Source organism: Mycobacterium marinum (assembly GCF_003391395.1).
In the GTDB taxonomy this organism is placed as follows: domain Bacteria; phylum Actinomycetota; class Actinomycetes; order Mycobacteriales; family Mycobacteriaceae; genus Mycobacterium; species Mycobacterium marinum.
Map to the genome: position 1 here is coordinate 3,064,715 of NZ_CP024190.1, position 19,609 is coordinate 3,084,323.

At 67.7% G+C, this 19,609-nt stretch carries 8 protein-coding genes and 1 pseudogene; 5 read left to right on the top strand and 4 right to left on the bottom strand.

What is annotated here, in order from left to right; translation table 11 throughout:
* Window positions 1-120 precede the first annotated feature (120 nt).
* Complete coding sequence (locus tag CCUG20998_RS12830; RefSeq protein WP_116269111.1) at window positions 121-6,480, top strand: PE family protein; 6,360 nt, start codon at window positions 121-123, stop codon at window positions 6,478-6,480.
* Between the two features lie 95 nt (window positions 6,481-6,575).
* On the opposite strand, the pseudogene biuH reads toward CCUG20998_RS12830, so the two are convergent.
* The 3 genes and pseudogenes from biuH to CCUG20998_RS12845 all read right to left on the bottom strand — a co-directional run.
* A pseudogene (gene biuH, locus CCUG20998_RS12835) lies at window positions 6,576-7,208 on the bottom strand (biuret amidohydrolase); the annotation flags it as partial.
* Window positions 7,209-7,300: 92 nt separating this feature from the next.
* Complete coding sequence (locus tag CCUG20998_RS12840; RefSeq protein ID WP_012394376.1) at window positions 7,301-7,750, bottom strand: DUF6941 family protein; 450 nt, start codon at window positions 7,748-7,750, stop codon at window positions 7,301-7,303.
* Window positions 7,751-7,968: 218 nt separating this feature from the next.
* Window positions 7,969-9,801 carry a DUF4407 domain-containing protein gene (locus CCUG20998_RS12845; protein ID WP_020728933.1) on the bottom strand — a complete coding sequence of 611 codons (1,833 nt, stop codon included), beginning with the start codon at window positions 9,799-9,801 and terminating at the stop codon, window positions 7,969-7,971.
* 236 nt (window positions 9,802-10,037) lie between these two features.
* Between CCUG20998_RS12845 and CCUG20998_RS12855 the strand changes: the two genes are divergently transcribed.
* The gene (locus CCUG20998_RS12855; protein WP_020728935.1) at window positions 10,038-10,601 is read left to right on the top strand and encodes a hypothetical protein; all 564 of its coding nucleotides are present in this window, start codon (window positions 10,038-10,040) and stop codon (window positions 10,599-10,601) included.
* Between the two features lie 273 nt (window positions 10,602-10,874).
* Window positions 10,875-11,303: a type II toxin-antitoxin system Rv0910 family toxin gene (locus tag CCUG20998_RS12860; protein WP_020728936.1), complete on the top strand. Its 429-nt coding sequence runs from the start codon at window positions 10,875-10,877 to the stop codon at window positions 11,301-11,303.
* Window positions 11,304-11,410: 107 nt separating this feature from the next.
* Here CCUG20998_RS12860 and malQ read toward each other — a convergent pair whose 3' ends face one another.
* Complete coding sequence (malQ, locus tag CCUG20998_RS12865) at window positions 11,411-13,582, bottom strand: 4-alpha-glucanotransferase (protein WP_036455906.1); 2,172 nt, start codon at window positions 13,580-13,582, stop codon at window positions 11,411-11,413.
* A gap of 324 nt (window positions 13,583-13,906) precedes the next feature.
* Here malQ and eccB point away from each other — a divergent pair, with 324 nt between their 5' ends.
* Window positions 13,907-15,430 (top strand): type VII secretion protein EccB, encoded by a 1,524-nt coding sequence (eccB, locus tag CCUG20998_RS12870; RefSeq protein ID WP_036455653.1) that lies wholly within the window; start codon window positions 13,907-13,909, stop codon window positions 15,428-15,430.
* On the top strand, window positions 15,427-19,593 hold the full coding sequence (locus CCUG20998_RS12875) for a type VII secretion protein EccC (protein ID WP_020728939.1): 4,167 nt from the start codon (window positions 15,427-15,429) through the stop codon (window positions 19,591-19,593). Before eccB ends, CCUG20998_RS12875 begins: the two co-directional genes overlap by 4 nt.
* Window positions 19,594-19,609 lie beyond the last annotated feature (16 nt).

A 19,609-nucleotide genomic window follows, 5' to 3' on the forward strand; every position in this document is an offset into this window, starting at 1 on the left:
GACACCGCCGACGGTGGTTGCCGGGCGCCTTTCAAGTTTCGCGCGATGTATCTGAGCTGCGGATATTGCCTCAGGATGGCCCTATCGTGAGGGCCACTTCTTTCAAACCTGGGGGTGAGAATGTCGCTTGTCACTGTGTCTCCGGAGCTGGTTGCCGGAGCCGCGTCGGACTTGGCGCGGATTGGGTCTTCGATCGGGGCGGCCAATGCCGCGGCAGCGGGACCGACCACGACGGTGCTGTCCGCTGCTGCCGATGAGGTGTCGGTGGCGATTGCGACGTTGTTCGGTACTCACGCGGCCGAATATCAGTCGCTCAGCACCCGGATGGCGGCGTTTCACGAACAATTTGTGCAGACGCTGACTTCCGGCGCCGGAATTTATGTCAGCACGGAGACGGCTAATGCATCGCTCATATCGGCCTTGCAACTCGCGGAACAGAATGCGCTGAACGCGATTAATGCGCCCACACAGTCGTGGTTGGGACGTCCGTTGATCGGCAACGGCGTGGATGCAACGCCAGGGTCCGGCCAGGCTGGTGGAGCCGGGGGCTTGCTGTGGGGTAACGGTGGTGCCGGCGGCTCTGGAGCGGCTGGTCAGTCCGGTGGTGCCGGCGGGTCGGCCGGGTTGTTTGGCAACGGCGGCGCCGGCGGAGCGGGTGGAATCAGCGCGGCGGGCAACGGCGGTAGTGGCGGTGTCGGCGGGCGTGGCGGGTTGGTGTACGGCAACGGCGGCGCCGGCGGTGCTGGCGGACAGGGTGCGTTGAGTGGCGGAGCCGGCGGTGCCGGCGGAGGGGCCTGGTTGTGGGGTGCCGGCGGAGCCGGTGGATCCGGTGGTGAGGGCCTCGCTAGTGCTGGTGGTGGCGGTGGTGCCGGTGGAAATGCGGGTCTGATCGGCACCGGCGGTCTGGGTGGCGCTGGTGGTGTTGGCGGCCAAGACGGCGGGGCCGGCGGCGACGGCGGCAATGCCCCGCTGCTGGGGCGCGGCGGCACGGGTGGTGTGGGCGGTGCCAGCGACGGCTCCGGCAACGGTGGGGCCGGCGGTGACGGCGGCGTCGGTGGGGGCTTGTTTGGCAGCGGTGGGGCCGGTGGGTCTGGCGGAGCGGGCGGCGTGCTCGGAACTGGCGGTGACGGCGGCTCCGGTGGCGCCGCTGCCGGGTTGTGGGGTGCCGGGGGCAGTGGGGGTGCTGGCGGAAACGGCGCAGACGGAATATCGGGCGGGATTGGTGAGTCCGGCGGCGACGGCGGCAACGCGGGGAACGGTGGTGCCGGCGGGCGGGGTGGAAGGTTGATCGGTGCCGGCGGCGCGGGAGGCTTCGGCGGCGTCGGGGGACTTGGCGGAGCGGGCGGTGCAGGCGCCAACGGGATTGTCGCGGGTAGTGCTGGCGACGGTGGTGGAAACGGTGGCAGCGGCGGAGCCGGCGGGGTTGGCGGTGATGGCGGCAAGGGCGGCCTGATCAGATTCTTGGGCGGTCGGGGTGCCGGCGGGTCTGGTGGTGAGGGCGGGGCCGGCGGCGCCGCGGGGGATGGCGGTGATGGGGCCGTGGGTTCATTCCTGACCGGAACTGGCGTCGGTGGTGCCGGCGGGCAAGGCGGTGATCCCGGTTTGGGTGGTGCTGGCGGAGCCGGCGGTCGTGGCTCGGTCCTGGGTTCCCACGGCGTCACCGGTCAGAGCCCGACCAGCGGTGGTGACGGCGGAAATGGTGGTCGCGGCGCGGACGCGATCGACCCAGCTACCACAGCAGGTGCTGGTGGGGTTGGTGGTGATGGTGGCCGGTACGGCAACGGTGGTGTTGGTGGTGCTGGTGGTGATGGTTACCGCGGCTACGACGGGATGTCGGTGGTTGGCGGTGACGGCACTGTCGGTGGGGATGGTGGTGCCGGTGGTGCTGGCGGGGCCGGTGGGATGGGCGGTGCTCTGGCTGGTCACGGTGGTGCCGGTGGTGCTGGTGGGGACGGTGGTACCGGGGGAATCGGTGGGGACGGTGGCCGTGGTGTTGACGGTACCGATCTGAGTCTGGATGGCACCGATGGTGGCAGTGGCGGTATGGGTGGTGTTGGCGGGGCCGGGGGCGACGGTGGTGCCGGTGGGTTGGCGCAGGCCGCGGGATTCTCCGACGGCATCCGAGGGGTCGGTGGAGCCGGTGGTGATGGTGGGGCCGGTGGAGGCGCCGGTGATGGCGGCGATGGCGCATACGCCGCCGCCGGCTCGGGAGCGGTCGGCGGTAAGGGCGGCGACGGTGGCGATCCCGGTGTCGGTGGGGCTGGAGGGGCCGGTGGAACCGGCTCGGTTACCGGTGCCCACGGCACGGAGGGGCTGACCCAGACCACTGGCGGCAACGGCGGTGACGGTGGGGATGGGGCCAATGCCAGCACCGTGGGTGCCAGCGGTGGTGCTGGTGGGGCTGGGGGTGATGGTGGCCGGTACGGCAACGGTGGTGTTGGTGGTGCTGGTGGTGATGGTTACCGCGGCTACGACGGGATGTCGGTGGTTGGCGGTGACGGCACTGTCGGTGGGGATGGTGGTGCCGGTGGTGCTGGCGGGGCCGGTGGGATGGGCGGTGCTCTGGCTGGTCACGGTGGTGCCGGTGGTGCTGGTGGGGACGGTGGTACCGGGGGAATCGGTGGGGACGGTGGCCGTGGTGTTGACGGTACCGATCTGAGTCTGGATGGCACCGATGGTGGCAGTGGCGGTATGGGTGGTGTTGGCGGGGCCGGGGGCGACGGTGGTGCCGGTGGGTTGGCGCAGGCCGCGGGATTCTCCGACGGCATCCGAGGGGTCGGTGGAGCCGGTGGTGATGGTGGGGCCGGTGGAGGCGCCGGTGATGGCGGCGATGGCGCATACGCCGCCGCCGGCTCGGGAGCGGTCGGCGGTAAGGGCGGCGACGGTGGCGATCCCGGTGTCGGTGGGGCTGGAGGGGCCGGTGGAACCGGCTCGGTTACCGGTGCCCACGGCACGGAGGGGCTGACCCAGACCACTGGCGGCAACGGCGGTGACGGTGGGGATGGGGCCAATGCCAGCACCGTGGGTGCCAGCGGTGGTGCTGGTGGGGCTGGGGGTGATGGTGGCCGGTACGGCAACGGTGGTGTTGGTGGTGCTGGTGGTGATGGTTACCGCGGCTACGACGGGATGTCGGTGGTTGGCGGTGACGGCACTGTCGGTGGGGATGGTGGTGCCGGTGGTGCTGGCGGGGCCGGTGGGATGGGCGGTGCTCTGGCTGGTCACGGTGGTGCCGGTGGTGCTGGTGGGGACGGTGGTACCGGGGGAATCGGTGGGGACGGTGGCCGTGGTGTTGACGGTACCGATCTGAGTCTGGATGGCACCGATGGTGGCAGTGGCGGTATGGGTGGTGTTGGCGGGGCCGGGGGCGACGGTGGTGCCGGTGGGTTGGCGCAGGCCGCGGGATTCTCCGACGGCATCCGAGGGGTCGGTGGAGCCGGTGGTGATGGTGGGGCCGGTGGAGGCGCCGGTGATGGCGGCGATGGCGCAAACGCCGCCGCCGGCTCGGGAGCGGTCGGCGGTAAGGGCGGCGACGGTGGCGATCCCGGTGTCGGTGGGGCTGGAGGGGCCGGTGGAACCGGCTCGGTTACCGGTGCCCACGGCACGGAGGGGCTGACCCAGACCACTGGCGGCAACGGCGGTGACGGCGGTAACGGCGGCAGCGGTACGACGGGTACCACCGGTAGCAAAGGTGGTGCTGGCGGCGCGGGTGGTGACGGCGGGCGCTACGGCAATGGCGGCAATGGCGGCACCGGAGGTACCGGATCGACCGGCACGGCCGGGTCGAGCGATGTGATGGGTGCCAACGGTGGTGCCGGTGGTTCCGGTTGGGCAGGTGGCGACGGAGGCGCCGGAGGCATGGGTGGCACCCTGGCCGGTCACGGTGGCGATGGCGGTGACGGTGGCAGCGGAGGCACTGGCGGAACCGGCGGCCGAGGCGGAAACGGGTTCAACGGCTCCACCAAGGCCGGCCTTAACGGTGGCGACGCGGGCGACGGGGGCGCTGGCGGCGTCGGTGGGGCCGGCGGCAACGGCGGCGCGGCTGGGCTGGCGCAGGCCGCGGGATTCTCGGACGGCATCCAGGGCGCCGGCGGAGCCGGTGGCGATGGTGGGGCCGGTGGAGGCGCCGGTGATGGCGGCGATGGCGCAAACGCCGCCGCCGGCTCGGGTGCGGTCGGCGGCAAGGGCGGCGACGGTGGCGATCCGGGCCTGGGCGGGGGCGGTGGGGCTGGTGGAACCGGCGCCACCACCGGCGCCCACGGCGCAGACGGGCTCAGCCCCACCACCGGCGGCAACGGCGGCAAAGGCGGCAACGGCGGCAGCGGTGCAATCGGTGTCGCCGGCGGGGCGGGGGGAGCCGGCGGCGACGGCGGGCTCTACGGCGACGGGGGCGACGGCGGCAGCGGCGGCAACGGTGGCGCGGGCAAAGCCGGCGCCGCAGGTGTCTCAGCCGGCAGCAACGGTGAAGCCGGCGGGCAGGCCGGAGCTGGCGGCGTGGGCGGTGCCGGCGGCAACGGCGGGGCGAACGCCGGTAATGGTGGAACCGGTGGTAACGGTGGCGACGGCGGCGTCGGCGGAACTGGCGGGGCCGGCAAGGTCGGGACCACGGGTCCGGCAGGTGGCGCGGGCGGCGAGGGCGGTGACGGCGGCAAAGGCGGTACCGGCGGGCGCGGCGGTAATGGTGGCGCGGGCGGTACCGCGCAGGCGGCCGGCTACAGCGACGGCAGCCAGGGTGTCGGCGGCGACGGCGGTGCCGGCGGAACTGGTGGTACGGCCGGCAACGGCGGCAAGGGCGGCGCCGGCACCTGGGCAGTCAACAACGGGATCGGTGGCAAGGGCGGCAATGGCGGTAACGCCGGCACCGGCGGAACCGGAGGGTCCTTCGGCACCGGCTCCCAAATTGGAAACCACGGCAGTACCGGCCACTTGGGTGACGGCGGCGACGGCGGCACCGGCGGTGCTGGGGCGAACGCGACTGCTCCCGGACAAGACGGAGCCGCCGGTGGTGTGGGCGGCAATGGCGGCATAGTCGGCGACGGAGGGGTGGGCGGTAAGGGCGGCGACGGCGCCGCCGGCACCACAGGCTCCTCGGGTACGGCGTCAGGAGAAGCCGGCAAGGACGGTGGTGACGGCGGTAAGGGTGGTGCCGGCGGTGCCGGCGGCAGCGGCGGAACCTCCAGGGGTGACGGCGGAGCTGGCGGTGCCGGCGGTACCGGTGGAGTTGGCGGATCCGGCGGCGACGGCGCCGACGGCACCTCGGGTCTGTTCGGTGGTGCCGACGGCACCGCCGGTGGAGCCGGCGGCGATGGTGGTGATGGCGGTGCCGGAGGCGCTGGCGGTGCCGGTGGCAAGGCCGTGTCCGGTGTGGGCCAGAACGGCAGCCAAGGGGCCGGGGGCAATGGCGGTGCTGCTGGTGACGGCGGTGACGGCGGCAACGGCGGCAACGGGCACGACGGCAACAACGGCAGCGTTCCGAGCGGCGGGACCGACCGGGACGGTGGCGACGGCCAGGGTGGTGGCGACGGCGGGGCTGGCGGCGCCGGCGGGGCTGGAGGAAACGGCGGTGCCGCGGGCGCTGGTGGGGGTGGCACTCGAGGAGCCGGTGGTGACGGTGGTGACGGCGGCAACGGGGGATTCGCCGGTAACGGCGGTCTTGGGATGGACGGACTCGACGCCACCTTGACGAATCGCGCAGGCGACGGCGGGGACGGTGGTGGGGGCGGCCAGGCCTTTGCCGGCGGGGCCGGCGGCGCTGGCGGGACTGGGTCCACTCAGGGCAGCGCCGGCACCACCGGCGCCTGGAGAGCCGGCGGCGACGGCGGCTCGGGTGGCGACGGCGGCGACGGCTTCGGTCTCTGGAACCCAGGGGAGGGCGGTCGAGGCGGTTCCGGCGGAGACGGGGGCACCGGTGGGGACGGTGGTGACGGCGGTAACGGTCGCGTCGAAATCTGGGAAGGCAGAGGTGGTAATGGGGGCAACGGTGCGATCGGGCCTGGCGGCGATGGCGGGGACGGCGGGGACGCCCCGAACCAGCAACGCGTAAGTTCCAGTTCGCCTGGCTACGAGGGCGCTGATGGCGGTAACGGTGGCGACGGCACCATCGGCGGGAACGGCGGGAACGGCGGCACGGGCGGCCCCGGATACGATGCGAGCCTTGCCGGCGAGGCAACGGCGGGTGGCGAGGGCGGTGACGGTGGAGACGGGGGCAAGGGCTTTAACGGCGCCGGCGGGGCCGGTGGTGACGGCGGCGCCGGTGGCGCCGGCGGCAGCGGAGCGCCCGCACCGTTCGGTAGCGGGGGTGCCTACGGAGGTACCGGCGGTCAGGGCGGTACCGGTGGCAGCGGCGTCATTGGTGGTATCGGGGAGGGCGGCAAGATCGGCGACGCTGGCTTCGGGGGCAATCCGCCCAACAGCCAAACCGGGGAAGGCGGTTCCGGCGGAGCCGGGGGCGCGGGGGGTGCGGGCGGCGACCCCTCCAACTGACCTCTTTCGGACCGCTAGCCGCGCCTGTCCCGCACTTTGTTGAAAGCCTCGAGAAGCGCTCCGTTGGTCGCATGGGCGCCGAACACACCGCCCTACATAGTGATCATCTTCAGGGCGGCAAGGTGATTGGTGTAGTCGGTGGCGCCGGTGCAGTCGGAGAGCAGTAGGCACTCGTACCCTCGGTCGTTGGCCTCGCGCATCGTGGTGTGGACACAGACATCAGTGGCGATGCCGGTGAAGATCAGATGGGTGATGCGGCGGGTCGTGCGGATCAACTCCAGATCGGTGGCGTAGAAGCTTCCCTTGCCAGGCTTGTCCACGACTATTTCTCCTGGCAACGGCGCCATCTCCGGGATGATCTCCCATCCCGGCTCACCTCGGGTGAGGATGCGTCCGCATGGCCCGGCCACACCTATCTCCGCCCCGATTCGCGCAGATCTCCACCGCTTGTTGGCCGGGAGATCACTGAGGTCAGGCCGCTGCCCCTCGCGGGTGTGCACAATCAACAGGCCCAGCTTCCGCGCGGCTTCGAGCACGGTCTGCGCCGGGCCCAGGGGGGTACGTACCAAAGACAGGTCGTAGCCCATGGTGTCGACATAGCCGACTTGACCGGCGAAGTCGACCTGCCAGTCGATGTTGACCAGCGCTGTCCGCCCGATGGCAATGTCGCCGTCGAAAGGCCAGATGTACGGGTCGGCATCGACGGTGACTTGATCCTCAGTGCTTATTCAACCGCTCTCCTGCTGCAATCGATATCACGCCGTCCGCTGCAACGCCACCATGAAAGTGTCTTCCGCGGTGCGCATTCCGGCGCAAGCCATCACTCCGAAGGCGCCGGTGGGACACCGGGGCCGGTCACCACGAACGACTCGACCGCCGTGGCTCTGGCATAGCCTTCGACCTCCACCCGCCACTCATATATGCCCGGTTCCAGGGGAATGCCGGCAGGAATGTTGAGGGTGAGCGGCATCCGAACCGACGTACCGTGGATAGCGCCGGGCGGTCGCCCTGCCTCGGCGGAGGCTTCGAAGAGCACACGCTGCGGCCCGTTCGGCCCCGGCACCACGACCAAGTCACCATCGGTAGTCAACAGCTGGCACTTCAGCTTGTGCTGCTTGTTGGTCTCATTCCAGTCAATGTCTACGAAAAGCACCAAAGCAAAAGGGGGCGTGGGTGTTTGGCACTGTCGCCAACCAAGGCCGAGGGTGTGGATCTTTCCGGACTGAACGTCGGCATGGGCGGCATCGGCAAGAAAGACGCTGACCTTCATGCGCGGACCCGCATCCCGACCACTCGTGCGGGGAACTCCTTTGGGCTGGACCCTGCGTTTACCGCCGTGATGAGATCCACGAGATTCTGTCCTGCTCCCAATCCATATGAAATCCGGCCAGATACAACGGTGGGTGTCACTGCTGTCGGCACCGATTCCACGCGTCGGCAGGATAATACGCCGCCGCTGTGGTGCGACCGCTGTCGCAAGCCGCACGACTATTTGCCGGGCGGGAGCTGGCGCGGACCGTCGGGCGACCGCAGCTCGCGTGGGCCCTCCCGTTCGGCCAATTCGCGCCGGCCGTGCTGCTTTGTCGTCCCGACCGGCAGTCCCACCGCATCTGCGGCAGGCACCTGCCCCAGCGAGGGCTGCCCCACGTGGGTTTCCAGTCCTTCGCCGGCTTCGGCCCAACTGCCGGATTCGGTGTCGCCGCGCGACGAAGCGATGCGATTGACGGGGGCTGGAGCATCGGCACCGGCGGATTGGGGTGCGGGCTGCTCGCGATGGTCGTCGGAACTCTCGGTGTTGACCGTTACCTTGCGCGTGCGCTTGAACGAAAAAGCGATCTCCTCAACTTCTTCGAACACCTGACGCGCGCTGCGGATCGGCTGCGTGGTGTTGTCGATGACACGCGCGACGAATGGGGGCACCAACGGGCGAATCCAGCGCGCCGCGGCTTTTGTGGCGTCAGGAATCGACGGGATCAGCGGCGCCGCGCGGTCCTGCTCGTGCCGCTCTACCGTCGGGCTCGACTCGACCTGCGCCGGAAGGTGACGCGTCGTGTCAGTGTTGGCTTTCGCTGCCCCGGCCGGCAATTCTGCGACTGCACGGCTGGCGGCGGCTTCTGCTTCGGCTGCGATCGGCAGATACATGTCTTCCTCCACTGGCTCGTCGGTACGTTGCGACGAAGCGCGCACCGGAAGCTCCAGTGCTTCGATGACGCGGCGGCGTTGTTGCTCACGGTCGATTTCGGCCTGGGCCTCGATGGCCATACGGGTCTGATTGAGTTGGTGCTCGGCCCACATGATTTCGGCGGCCTGGCGCACTTCGGCCCGTTTGACCGCGATAGCGGTGTCCGCGTCGAGCTCGGCACGGTCGCGCTGCGCGCGCGCCGCCGCATGGCGGTCGTGAGTCGTCTCGCCCCGCCAGAGCCACAGGATCAGCGGCAACAAGTACACAAGCGCAAAGAACGCGATCGTCAGCAGCCGCAACGCCAACGCGCCCTTGCTGGCGAACGTCAGCGCGTTCATCGCCACCCAGTGCGTGCCCAGCCCGCCACCAGCATTGGCGACCACCGCGCGTTGGGCTTCGGCCAGCGCTTGCTCATCACGAGCCACCTTGGCATCCAGGTCGGATGCTTGGCGATCCCGGGCCGCCAACGCGTTGTCCAACTCGCGTTGCGAGTCCGCGAGAAGCTGATTGGCCGTTCGTGTTTCGGGTCCGCGACCGGGAATGCCGGTGATCCTGGTCTGTGGGCAGTCCGCCGTGGGGTGGTACTCGCACCGGGCAACCACCAGGGCGCTATCCAGATGGACACGAGCTTCTTCCACCGCGTTATCCAGCGAGCGGCGCGCCGTGCGCGACTGCCGTAGCGACTGCGAAGCCGCTGCCACGGCCGGGGCTGTCTGTGCGTTGCGCAGGGCATGTTCGTCGAGGTATCGCTCAATCGAACCGGAGAATGCGACAAGCGCGGCGAGCTCGCCCACCACCACGCCGACGGCGACCGCGACCGCGGCGCGTCCCACGATGCTGGGCCAGCGTCGAGTGAGAGCACTAGCGGTGCCGCGGGTAACCGCTCCAATCAGCAAGCCGAACACCAGTGTCACGCCAACCACGGCCCAGCCGGGCCAGCTCGTCGATTCGCGCACCGCCAGCCCGGCGACGAGCCAGGCCAACACGGCTCCGAAGGCCACAACAGCGCCCGCGACGGCGTGCGTGGACCTCTCATGGCGCTCACCGAGTTCACGCCAGTGCCCGCCACCAAGCCAGGTGAGCAGCCCCTCGATCCGCGAGGTGGTCGAGCGCTGCTCAGGATATTTCTGGGCGCACATCAGACTCCAAACACCTCCAATTAGTTCAAGGGTGGCAGGCCGGCGCCCGACACACCGAATCGAGGCGGCCGCATGTGGGGTTGTTCACAAGTCACCAGCTCATGTTGCAGATCACACAGGTCGATACCCCACCGGCACTCGCTGCGCTGCGCCCAAGTGGCATACAAGTGGCATATTTGTGCGACGCGAGCGGATCAGTGTCCATTTCAGCAGGCGACATGAGACGGTATAAACCTATGCAAAATCACGACTACGTCTCCTACGAGGACTTCGGCCGCAGGTTTTTTGAGGTTGCCGTCACCCCGGACCGCGTCGCGGCGGCGTTCGCCGACATCGCGGGCAGCGAGTTCGCGATGGAACCGATCGCTCAGGGCCCCGGAGGCATCGCCAAAGTCAGTGCGAAAGTCAAAATCCAGGATCCGCGGGTGACCCGAAAGGTGGGTGATCTGATCACCTTCGTCATCCACATTCCCTTGTCGATCGATCTTCTGTTGGATCTGCGCCTCGACAAGCAACGATTCTCGGTGACCGGTGACATCGCGTTGCGCGCGACCGCGCGCGCCGCCGAGCCGCTACTGCTGATAGTCGACGTATCGAAACCGCGTCCGTCGGACATCACGGTCAATGTGTCCTCGAAATCCATCAGGGGAGAGGTCCTGCGCATTCTTGCGGGCGTTGACGGTGAGATCCGGCGTTTCATCGCCCAGTACGTCGCGGACGAGATCGACGCACCGCATTCACAAGCCGCGCAGGTCATCGATGTGGCGACCCAGTTGGACGACGCCTGGACCGGAATCTAGCCAGATCCCCTTGGCCCGGCTAGCCGATCGTCGTCAATTCCGTTGTCCGACAGTGCGATCAGTAGCTATCGCCGGGCAGCTCGGGACGTCGCGGGGCTGCTGGCCTGATGCGGCAACCGCTGACAACTGCTTAGGGCGCCGGCCCGCTGGGGTCGTTCTCGTTTAGCTGCCGGCCGGGGCTGGGTATGCGAACCGGAACGACGCCCCCGGTCCTGTTTGGGTACGAGCGGGTGTCGCCGGCAAGAGGGGCAACAGGGGGAGTGGGGCTGGCTCATGGCTCGCGTGGAGGTTTCGACGTCATCGGATCTCGACCCGGCTACCGCCTGGACGATCGCTTCGGATCTAGACCGGTTCGATGAGTGGATGACGATCTTCGGCGGCTGGCGCAGCGAAGTCCCGTCGACGATCGACAAGGGCGTCCGAATCTCGTCGCTGATCAGACTGAAGGGCTTCCGCAACGTCATCGGCTGGACGGTCACCGAATACGACCAGCCCAAGTACATAGAGCTGCGGGGGCGTGGGCGGGGCGGAGTGCGGCTCGCGGTGGCAATGACCGTCGCGGCGGGTCACCCGGGATCGGTATTTCACCTGACCGCCGATATGACGGGGGGTCTGCTAGGTGGGCCGATTGGGCGGCTGGTAGCCAGAATCCTCCGATCCGAGGTGCACACCTCGGTGCGCAACCTGGCGCAGTTGCGGTAGTCCAGAGCGATGGCCTGGCTTGAATCTGCAGTCACACAACGGTTTTAGTGAGACAGCTGGCAGCGGCCAACTTGGCGCCACGCCCGTGGCGGCCGAAGCCGACCGGACTACCGGATACTTTCTGGCGTCGTCTGATCGCGAACGGCGTTGGCCAGCCTGGCGGCCCTGGCATTGCTGAAGATGTCTTCCAGCAACACCTGGCGGCCGTCGGGGCCGGCCAGCGGAACTCGCCAGTTCGGATACTCGTCTGTGGTTCCCGGCTGATTTTGGGTCTGCCGATCGCCAACCGCGTCGGTCAGTGCCACCCCCAGCAGCCGTGACGGTGTCCTCCCCAGGTAGCGATACAGCGCGAGCACGACCTGTTCGGGGTCGTCTTCCGGCTCGGCTGTCACGCCGGCTCCGGCCGCTTGGTCGAGTAGGCCAACGCGGCGCAATTCCGCTAGCCAGGCGGCTCGCTCCGCCCGGTATGCCTCCAATTCGACCTCCACCGGTCGGGTCAACAGCCCCAGCGTTTCGCGCAATCGCACGTGGTCGCCGGCCAGGTACCCGGCTGTCGGCGGAAGATCGTGCGTGGTTACCGACGACAAGCAGTACTCCCGCCAGCGTTCGGCCGGAAGCGGGTCACCGTTTCCGTCCCGGTCGAGCTCAAACCACAAGATCGAGGTGCCGAGCAAGCCGCGCAGGAGTAAGTAGTCACGCACCCAAGGTTCGACGGTGCCGAGATCCTCGCCGACGACCACGGCTCCGGCGCGATGCGCTTCCAGCGCGACGATGCCAATCATGGCCTCGTGGTCATAGCGCACATAAGTACCCTCGGTTGGGGCGGCTCCCTCGGGAATCCACCAGAGCCGGAACAGCCCGATGATGTGGTCGATCCGGACCCCGCCTGAGTGCCGCAGCACAGCCTGGATGAGCGCGCGAAACGGCTGGTACTCCTGCCGCTCGAGTCGGTCCGGCCGCCATGGCGGCTGCGACCAGTCCTGCCCGAGCTGATTGAACTCATCCGGGGGTGCGCCCGCGGTGACGCCCAAGGCCAGCACGTCCTGTAGGGCCCACGCGTCGGCTCCGTTGGGGTGAACACCCACAGCGAGGTCATGCATGATCCCCAGCGACATGCCGGCACCGGTCGCCTCCGACTGCGCCGCGGCGAGCTGCTCGTCGAGCTGCCACTGCAACCACCGGTGGAAGTCGATGGCATCCGCGTGCTTGGCCGCGAAAGCCGCGATGCCAGAGGCGTCGGGATGCTGCAGCGGCTTCGGCCAACGGTGCCAGTCATCGCCGTACCGCTCGGCCAGCGCGCACCAGGTGGCGAAGTCGTCCAACGCTCGGCCCTGCCGGTCGCAGAACGCGGTATAGGCCAGCTCACGCCCCGCCGAGCGGGGTACCCGGTGGACCAGGGCGAGGGCTGCGCGCTTGGCCGCCCATATCCCGTCGCGGTCGATGACGGCGACCTGGTCCGCCCCCCGTTGCACGTTCTCACGTAGTTGGCGTACCCGCCCTCGTTTGGGTAGTTCGGCGTATTCCGGAATCGCCTCGACACGAAGGTAGATCGGATTGAAGAACCGCCGGGATGTCGGCAGATAGGGCGAGGGCTCCATGGGCGCGGTCGGCGCCGCCGCATGCAGCGGGTTGACCAATACATAGTCGGCGCCGTGGCGGTAGGCCGACCAGAGCGACAAGTCAGTCAGGTCCGTCAGGTCACCGATACCCCAGGACCGCCGCGATCGGACGCTATAGAGCTGCGTGGCCAGGCCCCAGGCTCGACGGTTTCCGAGCTTTTCCGGCAGCCCCAGCCAATCCGGGGTGATGATGAGGGCCGTGCTGGTCTCGTAGTCGTGGGATCGCAGATACACCCGGTGGTAGCCGATCGGCAGATCGGTGGGCAGCACGAAGCTGGCTTCGCCGATCCAGCGACCGTCCAGCTCGAACGGCGCAGCGAAGTTGTCGATCTGTGCCACCTCGCCACGCAGCGTGCCATCCTCGAGTTGCAGCCAGACGTCAGCCGGAGCGCCGTGAGTGACATGCACCCAAAAACGTGTCTGCGCGCCAGCACGCGAGACGATGGTCGCCGGCAACGAGCGCGTCCAATACGACCGCAGGTTCTCGGTCAGGGCGGCGTTGCGCCGCTGCTCGGTGTCCGCCCGAACGCCGAGGGCAGCCAGCACAGCCACCAAAGTGTCCTGAGAGACGGGTATGCACTGGCCGCTCCAGTCCTGGAATTCGGTGGCGATGCCGTACCGGCGGGCGAGTTCGACCAGCGAGGGCGCAAGCTCCGTCATGTCGCCCATCTTGCGTCCAACCCTGAGGACGCGCCGCGCGCAGGGCGACCTTGACCGGGCCCACCCACCCGACATCGACCGCATCGTCGCACTGCGCCGCAGGTCAGCGACCTGCGGCCGGGTGTTTGCCACTTGGCGCGCCACGCCGGCGATTCGCCGCTAACATGCACAGGAGACACAGCGAATCCTTGGGGGGTCCAGCACGGTCAGCGTCGCATGGCGACTTCTGGCCCGGTGCCCTACGGTTGTCAACGTGATCAGCGTTACGCCGGGTATCCAGGCCAGCATCCAGGCGTTCTGAAACAGACCGAAAGGTGATCTAACGTGGCTGAACAAGGCCGCGGACAGCGGGGGTCAGGCTACGGCCTCGGGTTGTCGACGCGGACGCAGGTAACGGGTTATCAGTTCCTGGCCCGTCGAACCGCGATGGCATTAACCCGCTGGCGCGTGCGGATGGAAATCGAGCCAGGCCGTCGTCAGACGCTTGCCGTCGTTGCATCGGTGTCGGCGGCGTTGGTGATCTGCCTGGGAGCGCTGCTCTGGTCGTTCATCAGCCCCTCTGGCCAAATCAACGATTCCCCGATCATCGCCGACCGCGATTCCGGCGCTCTATATGTTCGGGTAGGGGACCGGCTGTACCCAGCGCTCAACCTGGCGTCGGCACGACTGATCACCGGGCGGGCTTCCAACCCGCATCTGGTTCGGGGAAGCCAGATCGACTCGATGCCACATGGGCCGCTGGTGGGTATCCCCGGCGCGCCGTCGGACTTCGATCCAGCAAGTCCTGCCACGTCGTCCTGGCTGGTGTGCGACACCGTGGCGGGTCCGTCGACCATGCCGCAGTCGCCGCACGGCGTAACGGTGACCGTCATCGACGGCACACCCGACCTAACTGGTCACCGGCGGGTCCTGAAGGGCTCCGACGCGGTGGTCTTGCGCTACGGGGGTGATGCCTGGGTGATCCGCGAAGGACGTCGCTCCCGCATCGACGCCACAGACCGGTCGGTACTGCTGCCGTTGGGGCTGACGCCCGAACAAGTCACTCAGGCACGTCCGATGAGCCATGCGCTCTACGACGCGCTGCCGGTTGGGCCGGAGTTGGTGGTTCCGGAGGTGCCCGATGACGGTGCGGCGGCGACGTTCCCGGGTGCGCCCGGGCCCGTCGGGACGGTGATCGTCACGCCTCAGATCAGTGGACCGCAGCAGTATTCGCTGGTCTTGACCGACGGTGTGCAGACTCTCCCGCCACTGGTGGCCCAGATCCTGCAAAACGCGGGACGCCCGGGCAACACCAAGCCAGTCACGGTGCAGCCCTCCTCGCTGGCCAAGATGCCGGTGGTCAACAGGCTGGATCTGTCCGCCTACCCCGACGACCCGCTGAATGTGATGGACATTCGGGACAATCCCTCAACCTGCTGGTGGTGGGAACGGACCGCCGGCGAGAACCGGTCGCGGGTTCAGGTGATTTCCGGACCCAACATTCCAGTCGCGCCACACGAGATGAACAAAGTGGTCGACTTGGTGAAGGCCGACATGTCCGGCCGCGAGGCTGACCAGGTCTATTTCGGCCCCAACTTTGCGAACTTCGTCGCCGTTACCGGAAACAACCCGGCCGCCCAGACGACCGAATCGCTGTGGTGGCTCACCGAAGCCGGTGCGCGATTCGGGGTTGAGGACACCAAAGAAGCGCGTGAAGCGTTGGGATTGGGGTTGACGCCCAGCCCGGCACCCTGGGTGGTGTTACGGCTATTGCCGCAAGGCCCGACGTTGTCACGTGCGGATGCCTTGGTGGAGCACGACACGCTACCGATGGATATGAGCCCAGCAGAGTTGGTGGTACCGAAGTGAAACGTGGATTCGCCCGGCCGACGCCCGAGAAGGCGCCGGTAATCAAGCCCGAAAACATCGTTCTGCCAACACCGTTAAGCATCCCCCCGCCAGAGGGGAAGCCCTGGTGGTTGATCGTCGTTGGTGTCGTCGTGGTCGGCCTGCTTGGCGGCATGGTGGCCATGGTGTTTGCCAGCGGTTCGCACGTTTTCGGCGGCGTCGGCTCGATTTTCCCCATCTTCATGATGGTCGGAATCATGATGATGATGTTCCGCAGCGTCGGCGCGGGCGGACAGCAGCAGATGAGCCGCCCCAAGCTCGACGCGATGCGGGCCCAGTTCATGCTGATGCTGGACATGCTGCGCGAGACGGCTCAGGAGTCTGCGGACAGCATGGACTCCAACTATCGCTGGTTCCATCCGGCGCCTAGCACCCTGGCAGCGGCTGTCGGTTCGCCGCGAATGTGGGAACGCAAACCCGACGGCAAAGACCTCAACTTCGGGGTCGTGCGCGTCGGTGTCGGCATGACCCGCCCCGAGGTGACCTGGGGTGAGCCGCAGAACATGCCGACCGACATCGAACTCGAGCCGGTGACCGGTAAGGCGTTGCAGGAATTTGGGCGCTATCAAAGCGTCGTCTACAACCTGCCCAAGATGATTTCGCTGCTCGTTGAACCCTGGTATGCCCTGGTCGGAGAGCGCGAGCAGGCGTTGGGACTGATGCGTGCGATCATCTGCCAGCTCACCTTTTCACACGGGCCTGACCACGTGCAGTTCATCGTCGTCAGTTCCGATCTGGACGAGTGGGAATGGGTGAAGTGGCTTCCGCACTTCGGTGACTCACGGCGCTACGACGCAGCGGGCAACGCGCGGATGGTTTACAGCTCGGTGCGTGAGTTCGCCGCCGAGCAAGCCGAGCTGTTCGCCGGACGCGGGTCCTTCACGCCACGGCACGCCAGTTCCTCGGCACAGACGCCGACCCCGCACACCGTGATCATCTGTGATGTCGATGACCCGCAGTGGGAGTACGTGATCAGCGCAGAGGGCGTCGACGGGGTGACGTTCTTCGACCTGACCGGCTCCCCGATGTGGACGAACGTCCCGGAGCGGAAGTTGGAGTTCGACAAGACTGGTGTGATCGAGGCGCTGCCCCGCGACCGCGACACCTGGATGGTGATCGACGACAACGCCTGGTTCTTCGCCCTGACCGACCACGTGAGCATCGCGGAGGCGGAGGAGTTCGGTCAGAAGTTGGCCCAGTGGCGGCTGGCCGAGGCATACGAAGAGATCGGTCAGCGGGTTGCCCACATTGGCGCTCGGGACATCTTGGCCTACTACGGCATCGACGACCCGGGCAACATCGACTTCGACTATTTGTGGGGGAGCCGCACTGACAGCATGGGCCGGTCGCGGTTGCGGGCGCCGTTCGGCAACCGATCCGACAACGGTGAGCTGCTGTTCTTGGACATGAAGTCCCTCGACGAAGGTGGTGACGGCCCGCACGGGGTCATGTCGGGTACCACGGGTTCCGGTAAGTCGACGCTGGTGCGAACCGTGATCGAATCGCTGATGCTCGGACATCCGCCCGAGGAGCTGCAGTTCGTGCTGGCCGACCTCAAGGGTGGTTCCGCGGTCAAGCCGTTCGCCGGCGTGCCACACGTCTCGCGAATCATCACCGACCTGGAAGAAGACCAGGCGCTGATGGAACGCTTCCTAGACGCCTTGTGGGGTGAGATCGCCCGGCGCAAGGCGATCTGTGACAGCGCGGGTGTGGACGACGCCAAGGAGTACAACTCGGTTCGCGGCAGGATGCGTGCACGCGGCCAGGACATGGCGCCGCTGCCGATGCTCGTGGTGGTCATCGACGAGTTCTACGAGTGGTTCCGCATTATGCCGACGGCGGTCGACGTGCTCGACTCGATCGGCCGGCAGGGTCGTGCCTATTGGATCCATTTGATGATGGCCTCGCAGACCATTGAGAGCCGTGCCGAAAAGCTCATGGAGAACATGGGTTACCGCCTGGTGCTGAAGGCACGTACTGCCGGGGCCGCCCAGGCGGCGGGTGTGCCCAACGCGGTGAATCTGCCGGCGCAGGCAGGTCTGGGCTACTTCCGGAAGAGTCTCGAAGACATCATCCGGTTCCAGGCCGAGTTCCTTTGGCGGGACTACTTCCAGCCCGGCATCACCGTCGACGGCGAGGAAGCGCCGGTGTTGGTGCACAGCATCGACTACATTCGCCCGCAGTTGTTCACCAACTCATTCACCCCACTCGAGGTGACGGTGGGCGGACCCGAGATAGACAAGGTGGTCGCGCACGCCAACGGCGAAGTGGTCGAAGAGGCCGAGGCCGAAGCCGAGGAAGAAGGCATCCGGGTGCCCAAGGTGGGCACCGTGATCATCGATCAGTTGCGCAGGATCAACTTCGAGCCCTACCGGCTGTGGCAACCGCCGCTGACCCAGCCTGTCGCGATCGACGACCTGGTCAACCGGTTCCTCGGGCATCCGTGGCAGAAGGAGTATGGGTCCGCTCGGAACCTGGTGTTCCCGATCGGAGTCATTGACCGCCCGTTCAAGCATGACCAGCCGCCGTGGACCGTGGACACCTCTGGTCCCGGGTCCAACGTGCTGATTTTGGGCGCGGGTGGATCGGGCAAGACGACCGCGCTGCAGACACTGATTTCCTCGGCGGCACTGACTCACACGCCCGATCAAGTTCAGTTCTACTGCCTGGCGTACAGCAGCACCGCGTTGACCACGGTTTCCAAGCTGCCTCACGTGGGTGAGGTGGCTGGCCCGACGGACCCGTATGGCGTGCGTCGGACGGTGGCCGAGCTGCTGGCCTTGGTGCGTGAGCGCAAGCGCAGCTTCCTGGAATACGGAATTGCCTCGATGGAGATGTTCCGTCGGCGCAAATTCGGTGGGGAAGCCGGTCCGGTGCCCAACGATGGCTTCGGCGATGTGTACCTGGTGATCGACAACTACCGCGCTCTCGCCGAGGAAAACGAGGTGCTGATCGAGCAGGTGAACGTGATCATCAACCAGGGACCCTCGTTCGGCGTGCACGTGGTGGTCACTGCCGATCGTGAATCTGAGCTGCGGCCCCCGGTGCGCAGCGGGTTCGGTTCCCGCGTTGAGCTGCGCTTGGCCGCGGTGGAGGACGCCAAGCTGGTGCGTTCTCGGTTCGCCAAAGATGTCCCGGTCAAGCCCGGTCGCGGCATGGTCGCGGTCAACTACGTCCGGCTGGACAGCGATCCCCAGGCGGGCCTGCACACATTGGTGGCGAGGCCGGCGATGGGCAGCACCCCGACCAACGTCTTCGAGTGCGACAGCGTCGTTGCGGCGGTCAGTCGGCTCACGACCTCCCAGGCGCCGCCGGTGCGTCGCCTGCCGGCGAGTTTCGGTGTGGATCAGGTGCGCCAGCTCGCCGCCCGGGATACCCGTCAAGGTGTTGGTGTCGGCGGAATTGCCTGGGCGATATCGGAATTGGATCTGCAGCCGGTGTACCTCAACTTCGCCGAGAACTCGCACTTGATGGTGACGGGCCGGCGCGAATGTGGGCGTACCACAACGTTGGCCACGATCATGTCCGAGATCGGGCGGTTGTATGCACCGGGTGCCACCAGCGTTCCCGCTCCGCCACCAGGGCAACCGTCGGCGCAGGTTTGGCTGATCGACCCGCGTCGTCAGCTGCTGACCGCGCTGGGCTCCAACTATGTGGAGCGGTTCGCCTACAACCTCGATGGCGTCCAGGCGATGATGGGCGAGTTGGCCGCCGTGTTGGCCGGCCGGGAGCCACCACCTGGGCTGTCAGCCGAGGAGTTGCTGTCCCGGTCGTGGTGGAGTGGTCCGGAGATCTTCCTGATCGTCGACGACATCCAGCAGCTGCCACCGGGCTTCGATTCACCGCTGCACAAGGCCGCTCCCTGGGTCAACCGGGCCGCTGACGTCGGTTTGCACGTCATCGTGACGAGGTCCTTCGGTGGTTGGTCGTCGGCAGGTAGCGACCCGATGTTGCGGGCGTTGCATCAGGCGAATGCGCCGTTGCTGGTGATGGATGCCGATCCGGACGAGGGCTTCATTCGCGGCAAGATGAAGGGTGGCCCGCTGCCTCGCGGCCGAGGCCTGCTGATGGCCGAGGACACCGGCGTATTCGTTCAGGTTGCCCTGACCGAGGTGCGAAAGTAAGACCGGGCCCGCTGCG